Annotated in this window: 17 protein-coding genes and 1 pseudogene; 12 read left to right on the forward strand and 6 right to left on the reverse strand. The window is 47.8% G+C overall.

Annotated features, from left to right (window positions below; translation table 11 throughout):
• Positions 1–975: 975 nt before the first annotated feature.
• Positions 976–1,443 carry a hypothetical protein gene (locus ACSR9A_RS17295; protein WP_473758541.1) on the reverse strand — a complete coding sequence of 156 codons (468 nt, stop codon included), beginning with the start codon at positions 1,441–1,443 and terminating at the stop codon, positions 976–978.
• 133 nt (positions 1,444–1,576) lie between these two features.
• Here ACSR9A_RS17295 and ACSR9A_RS17300 point away from each other — a divergent pair.
• The 3 genes and pseudogenes from ACSR9A_RS17300 to ACSR9A_RS17310 form a co-directional block, all read left to right on the forward strand.
• Positions 1,577–2,395, forward strand: a pseudogene (locus ACSR9A_RS17300) (DUF3626 domain-containing protein); the annotation flags it as partial.
• Between the two features lie 156 nt (positions 2,396–2,551).
• Positions 2,552–3,229 carry a GNAT family N-acetyltransferase gene (locus ACSR9A_RS17305; RefSeq protein ID WP_473758543.1) on the forward strand — a complete coding sequence of 226 codons (678 nt, stop codon included), beginning with the start codon at positions 2,552–2,554 and terminating at the stop codon, positions 3,227–3,229.
• Between the two features lie 422 nt (positions 3,230–3,651).
• A complete protein-coding gene (locus tag ACSR9A_RS17310; RefSeq protein WP_473758545.1) occupies positions 3,652–4,566 on the forward strand; it encodes an NAD(P)/FAD-dependent oxidoreductase in 915 nt (304 codons plus the stop codon).
• Between the two features lie 108 nt (positions 4,567–4,674).
• On the opposite strand, the gene ACSR9A_RS17315 is transcribed toward ACSR9A_RS17310, so the two are convergent.
• Positions 4,675–5,661: a YpdA family putative bacillithiol disulfide reductase gene (locus ACSR9A_RS17315; RefSeq protein WP_473758547.1), complete on the reverse strand. Its 987-nt coding sequence runs from the start codon at positions 5,659–5,661 to the stop codon at positions 4,675–4,677.
• Between the two features lie 142 nt (positions 5,662–5,803).
• Here ACSR9A_RS17315 and ACSR9A_RS17320 point away from each other — a divergent pair, with 142 nt between their 5' ends.
• Positions 5,804–6,337 carry an ADP-heptose synthase gene (locus ACSR9A_RS17320; RefSeq protein ID WP_099520235.1) on the forward strand — a complete coding sequence of 178 codons (534 nt, stop codon included), beginning with the start codon at positions 5,804–5,806 and terminating at the stop codon, positions 6,335–6,337.
• Between the two features lie 127 nt (positions 6,338–6,464).
• On the opposite strand, the gene xerS is transcribed toward ACSR9A_RS17320, so the two are convergent.
• Complete coding sequence (gene xerS, locus ACSR9A_RS17325; RefSeq protein ID WP_473758549.1) at positions 6,465–7,538, reverse strand: tyrosine recombinase XerS; 1,074 nt, start codon at positions 7,536–7,538, stop codon at positions 6,465–6,467.
• A gap of 241 nt (positions 7,539–7,779) precedes the next feature.
• Here xerS and ACSR9A_RS17330 point away from each other — a divergent pair, with 241 nt between their 5' ends.
• Together ACSR9A_RS17330 and ACSR9A_RS17335 are read left to right on the forward strand one after the other, a co-directional pair.
• Positions 7,780–8,442, forward strand: coding sequence for a cell wall hydrolase (locus ACSR9A_RS17330; protein ID WP_473758550.1), 663 nt, complete (start codon positions 7,780–7,782; stop codon positions 8,440–8,442).
• Positions 8,443–8,674: 232 nt separating this feature from the next.
• The gene (locus ACSR9A_RS17335) at positions 8,675–9,424 is read left to right on the forward strand and encodes a GH25 family lysozyme (protein ID WP_473758551.1); all 750 of its coding nucleotides are present in this window, start codon (positions 8,675–8,677) and stop codon (positions 9,422–9,424) included.
• Between the two features lie 410 nt (positions 9,425–9,834).
• Here ACSR9A_RS17335 and ACSR9A_RS17340 read toward each other — a convergent pair whose 3' ends face one another.
• On the reverse strand, positions 9,835–10,263 hold the full coding sequence (locus ACSR9A_RS17340; RefSeq protein ID WP_473758552.1) for a DUF3995 domain-containing protein: 429 nt from the start codon (positions 10,261–10,263) through the stop codon (positions 9,835–9,837).
• Positions 10,260–10,685: a hypothetical protein gene (locus ACSR9A_RS17345; RefSeq protein ID WP_473758553.1), complete on the reverse strand. Its 426-nt coding sequence runs from the start codon at positions 10,683–10,685 to the stop codon at positions 10,260–10,262. Before ACSR9A_RS17345 ends, ACSR9A_RS17340 begins: the two co-directional genes overlap by 4 nt.
• 175 nt (positions 10,686–10,860) lie before the next feature.
• Here ACSR9A_RS17345 and ACSR9A_RS17350 point away from each other — a divergent pair, with 175 nt between their 5' ends.
• Genes ACSR9A_RS17350 through ACSR9A_RS17360 form a run of 3 tightly spaced genes read left to right on the forward strand, consistent with a single transcriptional unit; the run spans position 10,861 to position 14,119 of the window.
• Positions 10,861–12,306 (forward strand): ABC transporter substrate-binding protein, encoded by a 1,446-nt coding sequence (locus tag ACSR9A_RS17350; RefSeq protein WP_473758554.1) that lies wholly within the window; start codon positions 10,861–10,863, stop codon positions 12,304–12,306.
• A gap of 29 nt (positions 12,307–12,335) precedes the next feature.
• Positions 12,336–13,289, forward strand: coding sequence for a carbohydrate ABC transporter permease (locus ACSR9A_RS17355; RefSeq protein WP_473758555.1), 954 nt, complete (start codon positions 12,336–12,338; stop codon positions 13,287–13,289).
• Positions 13,286–14,119 carry a carbohydrate ABC transporter permease gene (locus ACSR9A_RS17360; RefSeq protein ID WP_473758556.1) on the forward strand — a complete coding sequence of 278 codons (834 nt, stop codon included), beginning with the start codon at positions 13,286–13,288 and terminating at the stop codon, positions 14,117–14,119. Before ACSR9A_RS17355 ends, ACSR9A_RS17360 begins: the two co-directional genes overlap by 4 nt.
• Positions 14,120–14,420: 301 nt before the next feature.
• Here the strand turns inward: ACSR9A_RS17360 and ACSR9A_RS17365 are convergent, their stop codons facing one another.
• A complete protein-coding gene (locus ACSR9A_RS17365) occupies positions 14,421–15,149 on the reverse strand; it encodes a FadR/GntR family transcriptional regulator (protein WP_473758557.1) in 729 nt (242 codons plus the stop codon).
• A 158-nt stretch (positions 15,150–15,307) separates the two neighbouring features.
• On the opposite strand from ACSR9A_RS17365, the gene ACSR9A_RS17370 reads away from it, so the two are divergent.
• From ACSR9A_RS17370 to ACSR9A_RS17380, 3 genes are all read left to right on the forward strand, one after another.
• Positions 15,308–16,723, forward strand: coding sequence for an FAD-linked oxidase C-terminal domain-containing protein (locus ACSR9A_RS17370; RefSeq protein WP_473758559.1), 1,416 nt, complete (start codon positions 15,308–15,310; stop codon positions 16,721–16,723).
• Complete coding sequence (locus ACSR9A_RS17375; RefSeq protein ID WP_473758560.1) at positions 16,716–18,164, forward strand: (Fe-S)-binding protein; 1,449 nt, start codon at positions 16,716–16,718, stop codon at positions 18,162–18,164. The genes ACSR9A_RS17370 and ACSR9A_RS17375 overlap by 8 nt, the downstream gene beginning before the upstream one ends.
• A 79-nt stretch (positions 18,165–18,243) precedes the next feature.
• Positions 18,244–20,967, forward strand: coding sequence for a glycoside hydrolase family 78 protein (locus ACSR9A_RS17380; RefSeq protein WP_473758561.1), 2,724 nt, complete (start codon positions 18,244–18,246; stop codon positions 20,965–20,967).
• Positions 20,968–21,461 lie beyond the last annotated feature (494 nt).

Raw genomic sequence — 21,461 nt, forward strand, 5'->3', positions numbered from 1 at the left:
AATCCTTAATATGGACAAAGGTTCTGAAGGTAAGCTTCCAGATCCTTTTTGCTTAAAGAATTTCGCCTCTAGAATGATACGGTTAACCGTAACCACAAGTACCGGCAAGTTTTTTTGCTAGTAACAATAGATAAGGCAGGATTTCATCCTTAGCATATGGGCAATCAATAAGTATTTTGATAATCCTGATAATGAGGATAAATATCAAGCATGGGTTGATTCTTTATTTGCAAAACGTGATGCTAAAACAAGACGAGAACTAGGCATTATTACAACTGAAGAGACTAATACTGTTATTCAATATTTTAATAAATACCGATCATTTAAATTCTGCCCTACATACTTGTCGCTCTCACCGCTGCAGAAGCAGACCATGCTAAAAAGTATGCATTCATATGATTCTTGGAGCGTCAAAGTAACACGCCGAGACTCAGACTCAGACTCAGACCTTATATTTAAGCCTAGATAAAGGATAGTATCCGATAATTGACTAAATCATTATATTAACAGACACATTAATCCACTCGTATTTACATTTTCGTTCAAAGAAAGACCATTCTTAGTTGATGGTCTTTCTTCATAACTTGCCGTTACAGAAAGCGCACTGAACCGTATCATAAATAAAGGCAGGTTTTTGTGAAGGACTCCATGCGGGGCATGGATTTGTATATATGTGTGTAGGATTCGGGCTATGGTTTATGAAAATGATATATGTAAGAGAAATTACTTTTTTTAATTTTATGCTAAGGAACTCTGTAGCTTGAAATCAAATTAATTCCATTTTTTGTGGATATGGCATAGAATAAAGGTAGGCATTCAAGGACAGCAACGGTCTGCCCATATACATAGCAGTTTCGGCTTGAAATTGTAGGTGTTGGACCAGGCGGAGCTGTTTTATGTAAAGGTTTACAAAAAATAGCTTGAATGATTGCAACAAGAAGTCCGGGGAGGGTAGGACTTCTTCGATGTCAAATCTTAGTAGTCTAGCCGGTCTGTGATATACCCGGATACATGCCATGTATTCGTGCTGTTATAAAATTTAAAATAATTTCCTACCGGTTGGCTTAAACCGTATACACTGCCGGGAATCGCCGCAGCGACCTTCACATTATTTTTGTAAATATCGAATTTGCCATTGATCTGATCGACGGTAGTGGATCCAAGACTGACTAGACGGAATTCAAAACGGTCGGTTCCGACTATCGAGATTGCATTGAAAAATGCCTGATTTCCTGAAGCCAGCGGGGCTTCTGTCCAACTCGCTATCGCATTGCCGCTTGTCGAGGTCAGCCAATTGCCTGTCGTTCCATCCAATACATACAACGGTTTTTGTGAAAAAATACCGTGGACATATGTGGATGGTGCTGCTGAACTGCTTAAACTAAAACCCATTACAAAGATGGAAAACAATAGAACAATAGAAGTGACTAGCCTTTTTTTCATCATTCCACTCCTTTAACTTGATAATTGCCTCCCCACAAATGGAGCATATGATAATAAAACTAATATATACATAAATATGAAAATAAGGGTAATTTACCGCCGTTTTGTTCTCGATTAAATCGATCTCTATTAGATTTCTAATGGCAGCGTATCCGCCTACCCGGGAGGCGCTCGGGATCTCTGGGAGATGAAGTTGTTTGGAGGCGCTTATCAGTTGGAAGGCATCACCAACAGTGAAAGGCCAAAATACGGCGCGTTAGATTTAATGTTGCATTCTGATGGTCCGTCTCCGAGGTTTGGTTCGTGTTATTTCCTTCTTGCTTCACAGGCATCCTATCGTTGCACATATACTTACGGTGGTTCTCAGGATGATCCTCTAGAAAAAGGAACCTATGAAGAATTCGATGACATTTTAGCCGCCGTTCTTAAAGATGCATTCTTCAGAGAATATGCTCTTGGAGAAAAGGATCTGTCGCCCCGAAAAGTGGTCGATTGGCTTTTGTTCTGCTTAAATCTCCCTATCACTGAACGTATAAAACAGATGCCTAGTCGAAATCTTAATCACTTCATTGAGGCTCAAATTCACGGTGATATTTTTCTGCAAGATGACGTGGAAATACTGGTGGCCGATCCTTCATTTCAAGGAACAGACATAGAGGGAACTTTTGAGAAGCTATGCTTAAAATATTCAATAGAACTTCATTGGCATAAGGGATTTGCTATCCAGGCCGATAAAGTACCACCGGATTTTAGGGGGTCAACCATGCCATTACTCGCCAAAAGTATAGCCATCGACAATCTAATTGACGTTAGAGCAGTCGGAACTGCGGTCAATGATTTGATATGCAATCCGGATCTTTGGAGTGATAGAGGAAATTTAGATGGGGTGCTTCAGGAATTAAAATACATGTGGCACGTGCTGGTGCGATTCGGAGAACCGTACCATAAGTAGCGGCAATTTTTTTTGTTGAAACGTAAAGAAGATGATTTAAACTACTTAGGAAAGATGGCAGCTTGGATACAGATTATGGTGAGAGCGAGTGATTATTGATGATAATTAAATTGTACAGGGAAAGGGTGAGTGAATAACAATAGAGGAGGTAAGCCTTTGTACAACCATTTAGAACTAATGAGCATTCAAGCAGAAGTTCTCTATATTCATGATCATGCTGGACGTATCACAACGATTAATGAGCCCACGAACCAGCCTGCTCCTCGATTTTTTTTGGGACAGACCGTTGGTGGTCGCATTGTAAGATTCCGTCGCGACGTACCAAATCGCCTAGTCCATGACATTCTGCAATTCATGGATCAGGGTGATTCAACCGAGCAACTTGCTAATGTTATTCGCACGTTGGAGAAGGACAGAGAAATTAGAGGCTTATGGATGGGCCCGGCTTTTACATTTCATGAAACTGTAAAGGATTACACAGGTGCCACCTTGGTTACTGAAGACAATAAATACTACTTGGAACCAGGGTTTCCTACTCTGTTATCGGAACTGAAGTTTCGAGGACCTTGTTTTATGGTGACGGAAAACCACACGGCTGTATCTGTCTGTTTTAGCGCAAGAAGTAGCAATAAGGCTGCAGAGGCCGGAGTCGAGACATTGAAAGATTATCGAGGAAAAAGATATGCGATGCGCGTAACATCCTCATGGGCCCAAGCGATAAGATGGTCTCAGAGGATCCCTTTATATAGTACATCATGGGATAATTATTCTTCGCTGTCCATTGCAAAACGCCTCCGTCTTCACTTTTATGGAACGGATATTTCAATACATTAAGATTTACATCTAAAAGAAAGGCCATTCCGAAAAGGATGGCCTTAAAACTTGCCGTTTCAAACAGCGCGGTGAGCAGAATACTTTCAAGGTTTCTTCAAAAAGTAAGGCTCTCTTTAACTTTCGATATTACGTCAATATTCATACGAAAGACTTATTTGCTTTCCAAAATCGGACTTCTTTAAAGATAAGCTGTCGATATAAAATAAAACTTGAATTAAAGACTCGATTTGTCTATAATTAAATTTGTAGCGCGATAACGGATATCAAGTATCTTTAATAGATGATTCGAAAGAGGTATTCTAAACAAAACAGTATATACTTTTCCAATCTCTAAATAATCGTAGCGCAATAGAAAACGTTGAGCATTAGAAAGCGTTTTGTGATTCAATTAAAGACATTAAAACTCTGGGAAGGTGGTTAATATGAAACAACTGATGGATGTTGCGATTATTGGTGGAGGGCCGGCAGGGCTTAGTGCCGCGCTAGTATTAGGCAGAGCGAGGAAGAGTGTTATCGTCATTGATGAAGAGCGTCCGCGCAATCGGGTGACACAGGAGTCGCATGGCTTTTTAACGAGAGACGGCATTAAGCCTGGCGAGTTTCGTCAAATCGCGCGCGAGCAGATCAGTGTTTACCCATCCGTTCATTTTGAAAATGATTCAGCCGTAGCGATAACGGGAGTCGATGGGGCATTTATGATTACGACCGCAAAAGGTTCAGCCTTCGGGGCCAAAAAGCTGCTTTTTGCCGTAGGGATGAAGGATCTTCCACTTGATATTGAAGGATTAACTGACGTTTATGGAAAAAGCGCATTTGTGTGCCCGTATTGTGATGGCTGGGAAATGAGGGATAGGAAGCTGGTTATAATATCCAAGGGGGATCATGCGCTGCACTTTGCCAAAATAATAGCAGGATGGACAAGCCAATATACCATCTGCACCAATGGTCCAGACGAAATGACCGCTGAGCAGCGCGAGGAATTGCAGCAGCATGATGTACCCATATTTGACTCGAAAATTCAGCGAATTGAAGCAGCTAACGGCAGCGTTCAGCAAGTTGTGCTGGAGGATGGATCGATCCTATCATGCGAAGGTATCTTCTTTGTGCCGAAGCTGGCAATTGGATCGGATCTTCCGCAGACTATGGGCTGTGCAATGACAGAAGCAGGGGCTGTTATAGTCGATGAGTTTGGCAAGACGAATGTGCCGGGCATCTATAGTGCCGGAGATGCTGCTTCCCAAAAGTATCAGGTCGTTGCGGCGGCTTCAATGGGATCAATGGCGGCTGTAAGCATCAATAGTGAATTATTGGGAAAAGCATGGAGCGAGCGTGGCTAAACGTTTCATGACAGATTTATAAAAGAGGCTGCCCATACTCAGGTGCACAGCGCATTATATTGCGCTCTCTGGGCATGGACAGCCTCTACTCGTTATGGTTCTTGCATTTTATTTGTCGACTGCGGTGCTTTGAGCGATATGCGAGGCAATTTTTCTGCCGTGGAAACGTCCGGTTTCGATGAAAATTTCATTCGCTTCATGGCGTGAAGCAACAACACCGGCCAAAAACAAGTTTGGCACATTCGTCTCCATCGTCGCTTCGTTGAAAAACGGATAACCTTCCTCCGCCATCACGACGCCTGTGTCCGTCAGGAAATCCCGATCTGGATGAAAGCCTGTCAGCGCAAGCACAAAATCATTTGCAATCGTATGTTTGCCCTCGAGGTCTTCAATCGTGACGCTGCGGTCGTCGATGCTCGTGACGCGAGAGCGGAAGCGCATCGCAATTTGCCCCTTGGCTACCTTGCTTTCAAAGCCTGGTTTCACCCATGGCTTAATGCTTGATGAATAGTGCTCACCGCGATAAATGACGGTCACCTTCGCCCCGATCCGTTCAAGCTCAAGCGCTGCATCTATAGCAGAATTGCTGCCCCCAATAATCGCGACCTCCATTCCGGTATACGGATGGGCCTCACGGAAAAAATGCGTTACCTTCTCCAGCTCTTCCCCAGGAATGCCCAAATAATTTGGATGGTCAAAATAACCGGTGGCAATAATAACATAACGGCTGGAATAGGTTAGCGGTTCGCCAAAACGATTGGTGCTGGAGAGCGTGAAGCGGCCATTATCACCAACGACTCTCGTTACCGTCTCGTAAGGATTAATCCGAAGCTCATGGCGCAGCGCAGCTGTGCGATAGTAATTCATTGCTTCAAGTCGCGAGGGCTTGTCATTGGGCGTCGTGAAGGGAATGTCGCCAATCTCAAGCAGCTCGGGCGTACTGAAAAAATGCATGTAGGTCGGATACTGCGAGATCGAATGGACCAGATGGCTTTTTTCTATGATAAGGGGCTGGATTCCGATGCGCTGCAGCTCAATTGCGGCAGCAAGGCCGCATGGACCAGCGCCAATAATGATAGCTTCTTCTCTAATCATGTATGTACCTCCGATAATGATTTCCCCACCATTGTACTGCGGCGCGTGGAATTAATGCAAATTTGGCGAATGGCTATCTTGTACACCAGTTGGATTATTGTATAATAATGTGGAAACGTTGTTTTATAGAAGGAGGTCAAACATGCCGCGACGGTTTGTTATAGAGGCAGTGATGGTGGCAACTTATGGTCACCTTCTCGTTCCAAGCAGTGCCATTGATTATGTTGTTCCTTATTCATCCATTTTAGAGCTTTATGATATGAGAGACGGATCGGATCCCGTTATGGAAGATCCAGATGATGATGCTCATGTCAAAAATAAAATTGGCGAGCTGATTGCTTTTTTTGAAGATCCGCTCAACCGTAAAAAAATCGAACGTACGATGCAGGTGCCTTGGCGGGAAAGCTCGCCGCTGCTGCTAAACGAGCGGATACAGTTTACAATTGTACATGCTGTAGACAGCGCACAATACGGCGAGGCATTTGATCCGATCGAAACCGAGCTGCTGCTGACCGCATTGAAATTTAATTTGCCGCTGCTTTCCGACCAGTTTGAGTTTCAAGATAAGCTGATTCAAGCAGAAATCCCTGTACAAATTTACGACATTGAAGATTTTGAGTTTGCGGTGGAAGAGGGCATTTCCGCTACAGATATGGAGCTGTCCAAAGATTTTTGAGCATATTATATAGCACAAAACGAAAAGCCTTCTTGCATAAGCTGAACGCCAGCTGCAGCCGAGAAGGCTATTTGATTTTAGTTGGCTGGACTAGCCTGGGCCAGTTAACTTCGCCAATTATCCAGAATTATTCCCGATCAATTGCTTCCGCCATCGTCTTATCGGTCAAATGGGCGTAAATTTGCGTCGTCTCTGGCGATGCATGCCCAAGCTGCTCCTGCGTTTTGTACAAGTCATTGCGCAAATAATAATCAGTTGCGAACGAATGGCGCAGCTTATGTACAGATAAGTAAGGCTTGCCGAAACGCTTCGCGTATTTCATAACCATGGCCTGCACCGCCCGTTTCGTCATCCGCGAGCCTTCTTTTTTGCCGTTAGCAATGGCAAGGAACAGCGCTTTTTCACGCTTCGGAGCTTTATAATGACTATCGCGCATTTGGAGGTACACCTGAAGGTCATCTACCGCCTCCTGGCGAAAATAGACCGGGGTTTTAAACGAATCGTCGTTTTTACCTTTGCGGTAAACATGCGCGAGCTTTTTTTTCATATCAATGTCGTCGACGTTGAGATTGATCAGCTCAGAAACACGCAGGCCGGAATGCAAAATAAAGCTGATGATGCACGTATCCCGTATTTTGTTCAACTCATAGGAATACAGCGCCTGCTTGTTGCTGGCAAGATCGGTTTCGTAGCCGCTGGCAATATAAGCAAGAAACTCCCCAATTTCCTCCTCCTGCAGCAGCTTGCCTTCCAGCTTTGCCGCCGTATCCTTAGGCTTGCTTGTGCGCTTAATAGCAACCTTCGCCATGACATTGCGCTTCAATAGCGGATAGAACTGCTCATCCTCCGCGATCTGGCTCAAATAATGAAAGAGCGAGCGCAGCGAGGACAGCTTGCGAGTTATCGTCGTTTTACGATTATTATGGCTCGGATGGGTGGCGAGAAACATGCGGAAGCTGTCAATGCTGTCCATATGAAGCTGCTCCAGCTCTGTTAACTGAACGTCCTTGATTACCGCAGCCTCAGAGAGTCCTTCTGTAATAAGCCAATTTAGAAAGAGCTCATAATCCCTTACATACTCAAGCAGCGACGAAGGAGAGAGGTCTGGCAGCTTATAATTAATAAATTTCTCAATATACCAAGGCATGGATGGAACCCGTTTGTCGAGCTCCTGCCGATCCTTCACTTTAATAATGTTCATCCTTTATCACCTCTGCCGATCATCTAACCCTCATTATAGCAGTTCCCTGGAGAAAACTCCCGTACAGCGTATAAGAGAGCCGAGTACAGCTGTTCTAACATTAGTAAATTCATGTAATTAAGCAAATACGGTTACTTTCATATTAATACTATGCTAAACTCATACGAGTGCTGAAATTAATAAAAAATATATTTTAAAAATAAGTTTTTAACTTGTTTTGCAAAGGAGGAATATTAGAATTATGAAAAATAAACGAATATTTCGCAATTGCTTAGCATATATATTTGCAATTGTTATGGTCGTCAGCTTGCCGCTTCAAATCGTTGGAGCCGCGGCGCCAGCTACACTGAGCTATGGCAGCAAAGGGGTAGATGTTCCCGACGTTCAGTATCGCTTAAAGATTTTAGGGTATTTTATGAATGACGAGGTAACGGACTTCTACGGTAAAATGACGGAGGATGCCGTGAGACGGTTTCAAAAAGATTATGGCCTTCAATCCGACGGCATTGCTGGCAAACAAACCTGGAAGACGCTGAAAAAAGTATCCGTCAGCGAGCATGAGCTTAATCTGCTGGCTCGTATTATTTTTGCCGAATCGCGTGGCGAGCCGTTTAAGGGGCAAGTCGCTGTAGGCGCTGTTGTTATGAATCGGTTAGCTTCCTCGCAGTTCCCTGATACGCTTAAAGGCATTATCGAGCAGCCAGGTGCGTTTACAGCAGTTGATGATGGACAATACCAGCTTAAGCCGGATTCTACAGCTTACAAAGCGGCAGTCGAAGCCGTTGCCGGGAACGATCCGACGCATGGCGCACTGTATTATTTTAACCCAAAGACAGCAACATCATCCTGGATTTGGACGAGGGAACAAATCGTACAAATTGGCAATCATATTTTTGCTATTTAAAAGCATCATATCCAGCACGCAGCAGCAAAAACTCGCTCGCTTCCTGAACAAGGAAAGCTTGGCGAGTTTTTTTAAAATATAAGCATTTATAAGTTTCCCCCATATTCTCCGCTTCTATTTCACCGCAAAATGTTAGCTTTACCGCCAGAGGACGGCGAAAGCCGTTTACGCTTGTAGGCATTAACTTATCTAATTGGTATAATATTCATTAATAAGGGGGAGGAGCAGGCAAATGAAGCGTAATAAGAAATGGCGAAATATAATTATTGGCGGGCTGGCATTGCTAGTGCTGCTTGGCGTTTTAGAATATAAGGGAGTCATTTGGCATAATTCCATATTTGCGAATGCCTATGAGGTGAAAGGGCTGGATGTATCGCATTATCAAGGCGAAATAAACTGGCAGCAAATAAAGGCGACGGGGAAATATGAATTCATGTTTGTGAAAGCGACGGAGGGCAAGGATTATACCGATAAGTGGTTCGAAGCAAATTGGCAGGGAGCGAGGGAGCAGCGCTTTTTGACGGGAGCGTATCATTTTTTCACAACGATGAGTACGGGGGAGGAGCAGGCGGCCCATTTTATAAAAACAGTTCCTTATGAGCCGGATAGTCTACCACCAGTCATCGATTTGGAAATCAGCCTGGACCATGACCAAGCTAAAATACATAAGGAACTGCAGGCGCTAGCGGATGGCATGGAGGCGGGTTATGGCAAAAAGCCTATATTGTATGTGACGTACGATACTTATCATACTTATATAGAAAATGTATCTGCGTTTGCCGCCTATGAAATCTGGATTCGCGACATTGTAAAACATCCGAAGCTTGAAGAGCGCGGCTGGCAGTTCTGGCAATATCATAACCGTGGACATGTGGCAGGTATTGACATGTACGTCGATATCAATGTGTTTAAAGGAAGCCGTGAGGCTTTTATGAAGCAGTTTGCGGTTTCTAATTTCACTAATAAAGAACAAAAAGGGTGAAAAGCTTAAACAAATTCGTAACAGTATAACAATTTTGTGTAAGGTATGACACTCTTAATGAGACCTCTGTTGCCAACACCTCGCAGTTCGGGACGCTCCTTGCATTCTGACGCTCTTTCCATGCTTTTGGAGGACTGAGGTTCCGCTATTCTGGCTTTTTATGCGATCTCAGGCTGTACGCGGACAGGAAATCCGCTATTGCCTTCATTATGCCGTCTAAATGACGATTGACCGCACCTTAGCGGCTCCTGAGTCCGCCACCTTGCTATAACCCATGATTTTGTTAAAATAGCGGCTGCTGTGTCCCAGCAAGTCTATCTTTGTGCAGAAAGTCAGCGCTGAAACGAAGCGCATGAAGCCGCCATTCGGTACGTAAATTCATCATGATCTGGTTGGCTATGTTAATTTTGTTAGACTGCCCAGGCTGTAGCCGCATAAAAAACGGCTGACAGCAGCAGGCAAAGCGGCGTAAACAAATACAAGTCAAATCTGGCAAAGCGGGTATTGCGGACTTTTCGGAACACGCCAACATAGTTGAAATCACCAATCGTCCGCAGCATAAAGGCAGCTGCACATGCCCAACAGCTCCACTTGATGAAAGCAGCATCTAAGAAAGCGGGGAGCAGCCTTCCTTGCATGAGCAAGAGCATCGCCGCACAAAACAGCAGGCAGGCTACGATCATCGTACCTGCTGCTCCCGGTACAAATAGTGTTTGCTGCGATCCTGCTTTCGTAGGCAATGCGGCGCTTGCGCCCCATTTTCCGCCAAAAGCCCAATAAACATGAATGGCGCTAAGCAGCAGCAAAATAAATCCGCTTATTGCAATCCACAGCATCATGCGAATTCACCTCTTATTTTTAAGCCATCCCAGATAACTTCAAAACGGCGTTCAAAGCTGGCCTGCATATGTGACATATCCTTATGGGAGGCTGCCCAATCAAGCAAAGCATGAAAGTACATCCCCGACAGCACGGCAGCTATATCTGCGGAAGCTAATTGGGACGGCAATTTATTGAGCTTCTCGGCCTCATCCAAAAGGGTGCAGAGCAGCTCTTCAAATTTATTAATGACGTTAAATTCTTCTTGCAGCAGCAGAGGAGAGCGCAGCATTTCCAAAATGGTGAGCTTCGCAAGCTCAGCATTGACGGCATATTTTTGAAACAAGTCGCGAAACAGGGTCAGGAATTTTTCTTTAACGTCATTAATTAAGTGGTATCGTTCAAGGTTTGCTTGAGTGACTTCCATCTGTGTCTGGCCCAAATCCAGCAGGATCGCTTCCTTTCGAGGAAAGTAATTATAAAAGGTTCCTTTTGCAAGTTTTTGGCAAGCGCTATAAAAAGTCCACCATTATAAATAAATTCGAATTTTAAAATGTAACCGCATTCAATATGATAGAGCTGTACAAAGAGATTGGCATAACAAAGGGAGGCTTTATATGATCGCACGATTCAAAGGAAGGTCAGCATTCACAGCATTGCTATTATCGCTAACACTCGTTGTGGCAGGATGCAGCGGCACAGGCAGCGGGGGAAACACGCCAGCAAGTGAAGGAGCTAGCAGCCAGCAGCCTGCGGAATCGCCGAAGGGCGAGGCGACATCGACGCCTGAGGAGAAAGAGCCTGTAACGCTCAAGTTTACATTTTGGGGAAGCCCGCAGGAGAAGGCGGCGATGGAGCAGGCGACCAAAACCTTTACGGAAAAATACCCGTGGATTAAAGTAAACGCCATTCATATCCCGGAAGCTGACTATGATGCGAAAATTACGGCGATGGTTGCAGGCAACGACTCACCGGATCTCGGCTATATGCATGGGGAGCTTGCAGACCCTTGGCAGAAGGAAGGCAAATTCGTCAATCTGTTTGAGCTGCTCGATAATGACGGCGAGCTGAAGCGCGAGGATTTCCTCGACTATATTTGGTTCAAATCTTCCGAGGATTTTGCTTACGGCATTAGCACAGCGGGCGAGACGTTCGGTTTATTTTACAACAAGGATTTGTTCGATCAGGCGAATGCAGCGTACCCGCCCTCGAAGGCGGAGGATGCTTGGACTTGGGATGAGTTCGTCGATGTTGCCAAGAAATTGACGATTGACAAAAATGGCAAAAACGCCTCTGAAGCGGATTTTGATCCGAAAAACATCCGTCAATACGGTGTATCCTTTGAAACCTGGCATGGCCCTGTGCATGCGACGGTGATTAACAATGAAGGCGAATGGATTACGAAGGATGGGAAATTCGGCTTTAGCCAGCCGGAAGCGACCGAAGCGATCCAGCGTTTAGCGGACTTAATTAATGTGCATCATGTTGCTCCGTCTCCGGTACAAATGAAGTCGATTCCTTCACAGGCTGTGGCGCTGCAATCGAAGCTGGTTGCCATGTCGATGCATGGGCAGTGGATTAATCTCGATCTCGGGGCGGCTGGAGTCAACTACGATATCGGCGTCCTGCCGAAAATGAAGCGCAGCGTGCCAATGGGCATTAGCGGGGCGTCGGTCATTTACCAATCGACGAAGCATTTGGAGGAAGCGTGGCTGCTTACGAAATTCCTGGAAAATCCGGAAGGCTCGATCGACCTCTACAAAGGCGGCCTTTGGATGCCAACGATGACGAAATGGTACACCGATCCAGAGCTTGTAGCGAAGTGGGCAGAAAATAACCCTGCGCATCCGGCGGGCTTCAAGGATGCGATGATGAATAATCTTTTGCATAACGGCGTTCCGAATGGCTCTTATTATATTAAAAATTTCTCGAAGGTGAATGCCATTACCTTCTCCGGCATGGATGAAGTATGGCTCGGCCGCAAAACAGCGGCAGAAGCGATGAAGGAGCTCGAAGCGAAGGTACAGCCTGAAATTCAAGGCCGCTATGATGTGAGCGAATAAACGATAAAACGAGTTTGGAGAGAGCTGTTATGAAACCACTGGCAAGCGTTCATGAGCGTGAATTAAAGGCGGAGCGCGGAGTCAGGCAAAAACGGAAATTCGGAGAGCTGGGCTTTGGCCTGCTCTTCGCTTCTCCAGTGCTGCTTGGCTACGTCATTTTCGTCATCGTGCCGATTGCGGCAACCTTCTATTTGGGCTTCACTTCCTACAGCGTCGGCACTGTGCCGAAATGGATCGGCTTTGACAATTATGCCAGCTTGTTCAGCGGGGCAGATCCCTTTTTCTACCCGGCAGTGAAAGCAACGGTTTATTATGTTGGACTGAGCGTGCCGCTGGGCATTATTTTATCGTTCTTTTTAGCCATACTGCTGAATCAGCAGGTTGTGGGCAAAAGCTTTTTTCGCGGCGTCTTTTACCTGCCCGTTATTATCCCGCTTGCAGCATCCTCGATGGTGTGGATGTGGCTGCTGCAGCCAGACTTTGGCATCGTCAACTATGCGCTGGATGCGCTGCATTTGCCAACCTCCAGATGGCTCGGCGATACGACCTCCGTGGTGCCAACGCTCCTTTTATTCAGCTTCTGGACGCTGGGCAATACGATCGTTATTTTTCTAGCAGGCTTGCAGGGCATTCCGGGTCATTTATACGAGGCGATCGAGCTGGATGGAGGCAACCGGCTGCATAAGCTGATTTATATTACCATTCCGATGAGCTCGTCGATTATTTTTTTCAATACGGTCATTGCGTTCATTAATGGGTTTCAGACATTTGTGCAGCCAGCGGTTATGACACAGGGCGGACCTAACAATGCGAGCTTGCTCTATGTGCTGTATTTGTTCAACGAAGGCTTCAAGTCTTCGCGAATGGGCAGCGCCAGCGCGATTTCCGTGTTGCTGTTTCTCGTCATTATGCTGTTCACCGCAGCGATTTTCTACTTCTCCAAGTCATTGGTCTATTATGAGGGCAAGGAGGAGCGCAGATGAAAAAGCAATCATTGGGCAATCGAATCATTATTTACACGCTGCTTATAGCAGGCAGCCTGTTTTTCCTGTTTCCGATTTTTTGGATGCTGCGCACCTCGCTCATTAATATGGGCGATTTGTATCAAATGCCGCCGAAGCTGCTGCCAGACGATTTAAGCTGGGATAATTTCGAGCAGGCGCTGGGCGCATATCCATTCGGGCGATTTTTTCTCAATAGCACCGTCATTACGGCATCTGCGATGCTTGGCGTGTTATTTTCCAGCTCCGTCTGTGCCTACAGCTTCTCACGCATTCACTGGAAGGGCCGCGACAAGGTGTTTGGATTTATATTAACGGGGTTAATGATTCCGTTTTTCGTCGTTATGATTCCGCAATATGTGTTCTGGAATGCGCTGCATTTGACCGATACGTTCGTACCGCTCATTGCGCCCGCGTGGTTTGGGGGAGGCGTGTTCAACATTTTTCTGCTGCGGCAGTTTTTCCTCAGCATCCCGGCAGAGCTGGATGAAGCCGCCAAGGTGGACGGAGCTGGGCATTTCCGCATCTACTTGCAAATTATTTTACCGATTGGCAAGCAGGCGATGATTGTGGTTGGACTACTCACGTTTCTCGCCAATTGGAACGATTATTTAGGACCGCTGGCATTCATTACCTCAGAAAGCAATTACACGCTCATGCAGGGGCTGACCCTGTTCCAAGGCTCCTATTCGGCGCAGTGGCATCTGATGATGGCGGCAACCTCCGTTATTGTTATTCCTTCGTTGATTGTCTTTCTCGTTGCGCAGCGGCATTTTATTGAAGGCATCGCCATGACGGGCATAAAGGGTTAGCAGGGGAAGATAAACGTGGGAAAACGAACATATCCATGAAAAATAAAAAGGGAAAGCGCCTGCTTGTTCGAGCAGGCGCTTTCCCTTTGCTGCAAATATAAGGGTAGTATAAGTTTCCCCCATATACTCCGCTTATATTTCTCGGACTGAAACGCGCCGCACCGCCAAAGGACGGCGACAGCCGTTTCACCTTGAAATATAAGAATTTATAAGTTTTACACGTATAAATGGGCTTATATTTCTCCGACAAAGCTCTTCGGTCGTCCCAGAAGGACGACGAAGTCGTTTTTGCTTGGTGCATTTAGCCGCTGGCCAGCTTGCCCAGCAGCACGGACTCCACCTTGGAAATATGCGCCTCCATAAGCAGGGATGCTTCCGTTGGCTGCTGTGCAGCAATGGCAGCATAGATTGCCTGATGCTCGCCTTGCAATCGCTCCGCAGTTGAGCGTTCGGCATAAAACCATAGAGCCCGCGTATCCTTCATGCTTTCATGCAGCTTGGTGGACAAGGATTCCATCATCTCCAGCAGCACGGGGTTATGCGTCGCTTTCGCAAGCTCCTGATGGAAGCGGATATCTGCCTGCTCGCTGAAGGCTTCATCGCCAAGGCGTTCATGCATGCTCTTCAAAATGGAGGCCAGCGCTTCAAGATCGGCTTCGGTCCGATTGCGGGCAGCAAGCGCAGCGCAGCCAGTTTCCAGCACCTTGCGCACCTCCAAAATATGGCGCAGCGTCTCCGCACGGTCCATCCACGCTTTGTCATAGAGAAAGCTTGGAGCCGATAGGGTAGCAGGCTCTGGAGGAGCTGTAACAAACGTCCCGCTGCCTTGGCGAATGTTCAGCCTGCCCATGGCCCGCAGCGCGCTCAATGCCTCGCGGATCGTTGATTGCCCAACGCCATAGGAGGCGGCAAGGTCGGCAACAGAAGAGAGCTTATCGCCTGGGGCGAGCGAGCCCCCGTCCATTTTTTGCTTAATATCGTTCATGACCCACTCGTAGCTTTTGAGCGGCCGGTTTGGGTTAATCTCCATATTAACTCCCTTCGAACAACAAATTAGCATGCTCCAAAATAACGCTTTCGCTTTTATCTATTTTATTGTATACTTTTTTCAATTCAAAGTCATCAGATGACCTGATTAATTAATGGGTTAATGGATTGAAGCTTTATTTTATGGAAGGGGACATCAATATGCTGCAGGAACCGATTCGACAACAACTGCTCGCTATAGTGGGAAGCGATTTTTATAAAGATGATCCGCAGTCGCTTGTGACTCATTCTTATGATGGGACACCAATGCTGCAAGCGCTGCCAGACGGCGTTATCTATCCCGCGAGCACGGAGCAGGTGAGTGCGATTATGAAAGTGCTGAATACGCATCGCATTCCCGTCATCGGCCGAGGCTCAGGCACGAACTTATGCGGTGGTACTGTTCCTGTAGAGGGTGGAGTAGTGATGGTCATGCACCGGATGAATCGCATTTTGGAGGTCGATCTTGAAAATTTGGTTGCAATCGTCCAGCCTGGCCTCATTACAAAATCTTTTATCACCCATGTGGAGTCGCTCGGCTTATTTTACCCGCCCGATCCGAGCAGCATGGCGATTTCAACCATTGGCGGCAACATTGCCGAATGCTCCGGAGGGCTGCGCGGACTCAAGTACGGCACGACCAAGGATTATGTCCTCGGTCTGGAGGCGGTGCTGGCCAGCGGCGAAATTATTCGTACCGGCGGCAAGCTGATGAAGGATGTAGCAGGCTATGATTTGACCAAGCTGCTCGTCGGCTCGGAAGGGACGCTTGCGATTATTACCGAAGCGACACTTAAGCTAGTGCCGCCGCCAAAGTACAAGAAGACGATGCTGGCGATGTATAAGGACTTGTATGGCGCGGCGCGAACCGTGTCCAAAATCATTGAAAACCGCATTATTCCTTCAACGCTCGAATTTCTCGATAATGCGACGGTGCGGGTGGTCGACGACTTTGCCAAGCTTGGCTTGCCGCTCGATATGGAGGCGATTCTGCTCATCGAGCAGGACGGAGAAACCGAAATGGTAGAACGGGACATTGCCCGGATTGAGGAAATTTGCCGAAGCGAGCAGGCGCACAGCGTCAGCGTCGCTGAAAGTCCAGAAGAAGCGCTCAAGCTGCTGACGGCAAGACGCAGTGCTTTTACCGCACTCGCACGCTTGCGGCCAACGACGATTCTTGAGGATGCGACGGTGCCTCGCTCCAAAATTGCCGAAATGGTGCTGGAAATTAATCGAATTGCCCAGAAACATCAAGTGACGATCTGTACCTTCGGCCATGCGGGCGACGGCAATCTGCATCCTACAGCAACGACTGATGCACGGGATAAGGAAGAAATTCACCGCGTTGAGGCGGCGTTTGAGGAAATTTTTGAGGCGGCCATTCGGCTCGGTGGGACGATTACAGGCGAGCATGGCGTTGGCCTTGTGAAATCCCCATATCTCGAATGGAAGGTCGGCTCGGCAGGCATCGAAGTGATGAAGGCCGTTAAACAGGCGTTCGATCCGCACCATTTGCTCAATCCCGGAAAAGTATTTGCCAAACAGTCGCGCAAGAGGGTGGTGCTACAGCATGGTTAAAACGGAAGAAAGGCTAACTGTTGGAATTACATCATCATCAGCAGCAACAGCCGCAAACGTAAATACGCATGGAACGGAACCAGCGTGCAGTTCGCCGCACTCCCCGCAGCTTCAGCTTGCTGGAAAGCTCAAGCTGCGGCTCGATGAGGATCAATTGACGAATTGCATGCGCTGCGGCTTCTGTCTGCCTGCATGCCCAACGTTTCGTGAAACGGGTATTGAGGCGGAATCGCCACGCGGCCGCATCGCATTGATGAAAGCGGTTTCTGATGGTTTGATGATGCCCGACCAGTCCTTTGAGGAGCAGATGAGCCATTGTCTCGGCTGCCGTGCCTGCGAGCCGGCTTGTCCGGCAGATGTGAAATATGGCCAGCTCATTGAGCAGACGAGGGAGGCGATTGAAGAGCATACGGAAAGCCACCGGTGGTGGGTGAAGCCGCTGCGGCAGGTGGTGTTCAAGCAGCTTTTCCCTCACCAGAAGCGGGTGCGGCTGCTCGGCGGAGCTATGCAGCTGTATCAGCAATCCGGGCTTCGGAAGCTGGCGCGAAGCGCTGGCGTTATGAAGCTGCTGCCAGCTCATTTGAGCGAGATGGAGCAGGTGCTACCGAATGCCTCAAGCAAAGGCATTGTCCAGAAAATCGGCAGCCATCATCCGGCCAAAGGGATGAAAATAGCTACAGTGGGCATGTTTCGCGGCTGCCTCATGGATATGCTGTTCACGGAAACGAACATCAAGACGGTGGAGCTGCTGACGGAAGCTGGCTTTGAGGTCGTCATACCTGATACACAGGCTTGCTGTGGTGCGCTTCACGCACATAGCGGGGAGACGGAGGATGCCCGGTCACTTGCGAGGAGGAACATTGCTGCTTTTCAGGCAGTTGGTGTAGATTACATCGTATCCAATGCGGGCGGCTGCGGCGCCATCTTATCGGAATACGATCATTTGCTGCATGAGGATGAGCAATGGAAGGAAGGCGCAGTGTGGTTGGCGAAGCGTGTGGTGGATATTAGTGATTTGCTGATCCGTTCCGGCAAGCTTGCTACTGCCCAGACAAAGGAACAGCCGATTCGGATTACGTATCAGGATTCCTGCCATTTGCGCAATGTGATGCGCTCTGCTGATGCTCCCCGGAAGCTGCTGAGGGAGGTAAGTGGGGCTGAGTTTGTAGAAATGTTTGAGGCTGACCGCTGCTGCGGCTCGGCGGGCACTTACAATATTGTTCAGCCGGAAATGGCGGGCGGGCTGCTGGAGCGCAAAATGGAGCATGCCAATGCGACAAAGGCGCATTATTTGCTCACGAGCAACCCAGGCTGCCTGCTCCAAATGAAGCTTGGAGCAGCCAAGCATGGTGACGGTCAAATGCAGGTGCAGCATATTGTTGATTTTCTGCATGAGCGTTTGGTTCATAACAGCTCCGAGAAGGCCAAGGAGCAAGCATAGGAGAAAGCATACAGACAAACAGAAGAGGCCAGAAGATGAAAACATGTAAAGCGATAAAATTTCAGGAGGCTGAAGTTTAATGGCATTAACCATTGAAGATTGCAAAACGGAGTATATGACGAATCCGCTTGGTATTGAAGCGGCTAAGCCGCGCTTGTTCTGGAAGCTCCGCTCAGAGGAGCGTTCTGTTCGCCAAACGGCGTATCAGGTGCTGGTCGCTTCTTCAATAGAACGGTTGGCCGCAGATGATGGCGATCGCTGGGATAGTGGGAAAACAGAATCGAGCGAGTCGATCCAAGTGGAATATGGCGGCAGCCCGCTAGAGGCGGCAGCCGAATGTTTTTGGAAGGTGCGCGTCTGGGACAATTATGGACGCGTATCGGAATGGAGCGAGCCTGCCTTCTGGACGATAGGACTGCTTCATAGGGCAGCATACCGGGGGAAATGGATTGGCCGCAAGCATGATGAGGGGGCAGCAGGCAGACAGCCTTCGCCCCACTTGCGCAAGCCATTCACCTTGAGTGGCAAGGTGCGCCGCGCCATGGCCTATGCGACAGCGCTCGGCTTGTTCGAGCTGTACGTTAACGGGCAGCGTGTAGGGGATTATTTTGCCCCAGGCTTTACGGACTACAATGTCCGCTCACAGGTGCAGGCTTATGATATTACGCCGCTGCTGCATGAAGGCGACAACGCCTTTGGCGCCATTATTGGAGAAGGCTGGTATGCGGGAACGGTTGGATTTCTTGGCGACAAGGTGTACGGAGAGCGTCCGTTTTTTATGATGCAGGCTTACGTGGAATATGAGGATGGCACGAAGCAAAGTATCGCAACCGATCATACGTGGAAGGTGAGCAAGGGGCCTATTTTATATTCCGATTTTATTATGGGTGAAGCTTATGACGCGCGGCTTGAAATGGCGGGCTGGTCGGAAGCAGGCTTTGATGACAGCCTATGGGAGGAGCCAGATGTGCGGCCTGGCTATAACGGCATGCTGGTGGCGTCTAACGAACCGCCGATTAAGGTAATGAAGACGATTAGGCCGGTCCGAATGGAGCGGACACCGGGCGGCAGCTATATTTTTGATATGGGACAAAATATGGTCGGCTGGACGGAGCTTCGCGTTAGCGGAGAACGCGGCACGACGGTCACGATCAGCCATGCGGAAATGCTGAGTCCTGATGGCTCGCTGTATTTGGAAAATTTGCGCGTTGCTGTTCAGCAGGAGCATTATACGCTTAAAGGCGAAGGGCTGGAGCGCTATGAGCCGCATTTTACATTCCATGGCTTTCGTTATGTGGAGCTGATTGGTTATCCCGGCGAGCCTGATTTGGATACAATTATGGGCAAGGTAGTGTATTCCGACACGCCGGAGACTGGGCATTTGGAAACGTCGAATGCGATGATAAATCAGTTGTTTTCCAACATTACTTGGGGGCAGCGCGGCAACTTCTTGTCGGTACCAACCGATTGCCCTCAGCGGGATGAGCGTCTCGGCTGGACGGGGGATGCGCAGATTTTTGCGCGTACAGCCTCGTACAATATGGATGTGGCAAGGTTTTTCAATAAATTTATGTGGGATATGATTGATTGCCAGCAGCCTTCGGGCGCTTTCACCGATGTGGCGCCGGATGCAGGCTGGATTCGCTATAAAAACTGGAGCACGCGCCTGAACTGGTATGCGCCAGATAATGCAGGCTGGGGCGATGCTGGCGTCATTATCCCTTGGACGCTGTATTTAATGTATGGCGATGTGCGGATTTTGGAAACGCATTACGAGGCGATGAGCAGATGGGTCGATTACTTGCACGCAACGACCGAAGAGCTAGTAAGGCCGAATTATGCCAACTATGGCGACTGGCTGTCCATTGATGCCGATACGCCAAACGAGGTGCTGGCAACCGCTTATTTTGCCTACAGCACGAAGGTGCTTGGATTAATTGCCGGCGTGCTGGGCAAGGAGGAGGATGTTCGTCGGCTGGAGCAGCTGTTTCAGGGCATTGCCGCAGCATTCCGCCTTGCTTTTGTAACGGAGGAGGGCCGCATACATGGGGAGACGCAAACGGTATATGTGCTTGCGCTGCAATTTGGTCTGCTGACAGACGAGCTGCGGTTAAAGGCAGTCGACCATCTCACAGCGGATATTGCCAGCCGCGGCAACCGCTTGACGACAGGCTTCCTTGGCGTTGGTTATTTGCTGCCCGCGCTATCTGATAACGGCCGACTCGACGTAGCTTATCAGCTGCTGACGCAGGAGGCTTTTCCATCGTGGATGTATTCCATCAAGCATGGAGCGACGACCATTTGGGAGCGCTGGGATGGCTGGACGGAGGAAAATGGCTTCCAGACGCCGCAGATGAATTCATTCAATCATTATTCGCTAGGCTCCGTTGGCGAGTGGATGTTCCGCTATATGGCAGGCATTGAAGCAGACAAGGGAGCACCTGCCTTCCGTCATGCCATTATCCGTCCTCAGCCGGGCGGCGGCCTTGCTTATGTGAAATCCCATTTCTCTTCGTTATATGGGAAAATCGAAGTAGACTGGCAAATCGATAAGTCCGGCGAGTTCCAGTTAAACGTGAGCATTCCCGCTAATACGACGGCAACGCTATACATTCCTGGGACGGTCAAGGCAATCGATGGAGCAGCCATTCATACGCTTGAGGATGCAATAACTTCTACAGAGCTGCTTCCAGCTAGTCCATCTGACAGCGAGGATATTAAGGTGATTGAAGCCTTTGGCAGCCAAACGGTGCTGGAAATCGGCTCCGGCTCCTACCGCTTTGCCAGTCAAGTTAAAGACTAGTCAAGCCAAGCCTGCTGTGCGAGCAAGATTTCGGAAGAGAAGCCCCGTTTTTACGATTTATTTTTCAGTTTCATAATGAAAGGAAGCAAGTTCATTCGCCTAGAGCCGTCTCTTATCTTAGAAGCGGCTCTGGGCTTTTTAAGCGTTAGTTTTTAGAACTCCCTCTATAAAGTGGGGGATGACGAGTATGCTTTCAAAAACACCTATTACCTGGCAGATGGGAAACATCGCACATTGACAGCTGCTTTGAAGAAAAGAACGAAGCAGATTAACGTCGAAGAGGCGTTTCAGCTAGTATGGGTGACTAAGCTGGGTAGCCGAATACATCACAATATAAAAAAACAACCAATCGTGCAGATAGAAGCTTTGATTATAAAAAAATTGGAATGCTATACGGATGGTTCTCATCAAAATAAAAAGAACCGGAATTAATTTGGTTTAAAGATGGAAAAAGACTTGGTGACTAAAATGATTTTAAATGATAGTTCAATTAA

The organism is Paenibacillus sp. R-74696, from assembly GCF_055814915.1.

Bases quoted from the DNA above. Each gene is read 5' to 3' on its own strand.
- ACSR9A_RS17315 (WP_473758547.1), bottom strand. From the start codon at position 5,661: ATGATTAGAGAAGAAGCTATCATTATTGGCGCTGGTCCATGCGGCCTT.
- ACSR9A_RS17310 (WP_473758545.1), top strand. From the start codon at position 3,652: ATGAAACAACTGATGGATGTTGCGATTATTGGTGGAGGGCCGGCAGGG.
- ACSR9A_RS17370 (WP_473758559.1), top strand. From the start codon at position 15,308: ATGCTGCAGGAACCGATTCGACAACAACTGCTCGCTATAGTGGGAAGC.
- ACSR9A_RS17380 (WP_473758561.1), top strand. From the start codon at position 18,244: ATGGCATTAACCATTGAAGATTGCAAAACGGAGTATATGACGAATCCG.
- ACSR9A_RS17375 (WP_473758560.1), top strand. From the start codon at position 16,716: ATGGTTAAAACGGAAGAAAGGCTAACTGTTGGAATTACATCATCATCA.
- ACSR9A_RS17355 (WP_473758555.1), top strand. From the start codon at position 12,336: ATGAAACCACTGGCAAGCGTTCATGAGCGTGAATTAAAGGCGGAGCGC.
- ACSR9A_RS17360 (WP_473758556.1), top strand. From the start codon at position 13,286: ATGAAAAAGCAATCATTGGGCAATCGAATCATTATTTACACGCTGCTT.
- ACSR9A_RS17350 (WP_473758554.1), top strand. From the start codon at position 10,861: ATGATCGCACGATTCAAAGGAAGGTCAGCATTCACAGCATTGCTATTA.
- ACSR9A_RS17340 (WP_473758552.1), bottom strand. From the start codon at position 10,263: ATGATGCTGTGGATTGCAATAAGCGGATTTATTTTGCTGCTGCTTAGC.
- ACSR9A_RS17330 (WP_473758550.1), top strand. From the start codon at position 7,780: ATGAAAAATAAACGAATATTTCGCAATTGCTTAGCATATATATTTGCA.
- ACSR9A_RS17320 (WP_099520235.1), top strand. From the start codon at position 5,804: ATGCCGCGACGGTTTGTTATAGAGGCAGTGATGGTGGCAACTTATGGT.
- ACSR9A_RS17365 (WP_473758557.1), bottom strand. From the start codon at position 15,149: ATGGAGATTAACCCAAACCGGCCGCTCAAAAGCTACGAGTGGGTCATG.
- xerS (WP_473758549.1), bottom strand. From the start codon at position 7,538: ATGAACATTATTAAAGTGAAGGATCGGCAGGAGCTCGACAAACGGGTT.
- ACSR9A_RS17295 (WP_473758541.1), bottom strand. From the start codon at position 1,443: ATGAAAAAAAGGCTAGTCACTTCTATTGTTCTATTGTTTTCCATCTTT.
- ACSR9A_RS17335 (WP_473758551.1), top strand. From the start codon at position 8,675: ATGAAGCGTAATAAGAAATGGCGAAATATAATTATTGGCGGGCTGGCA.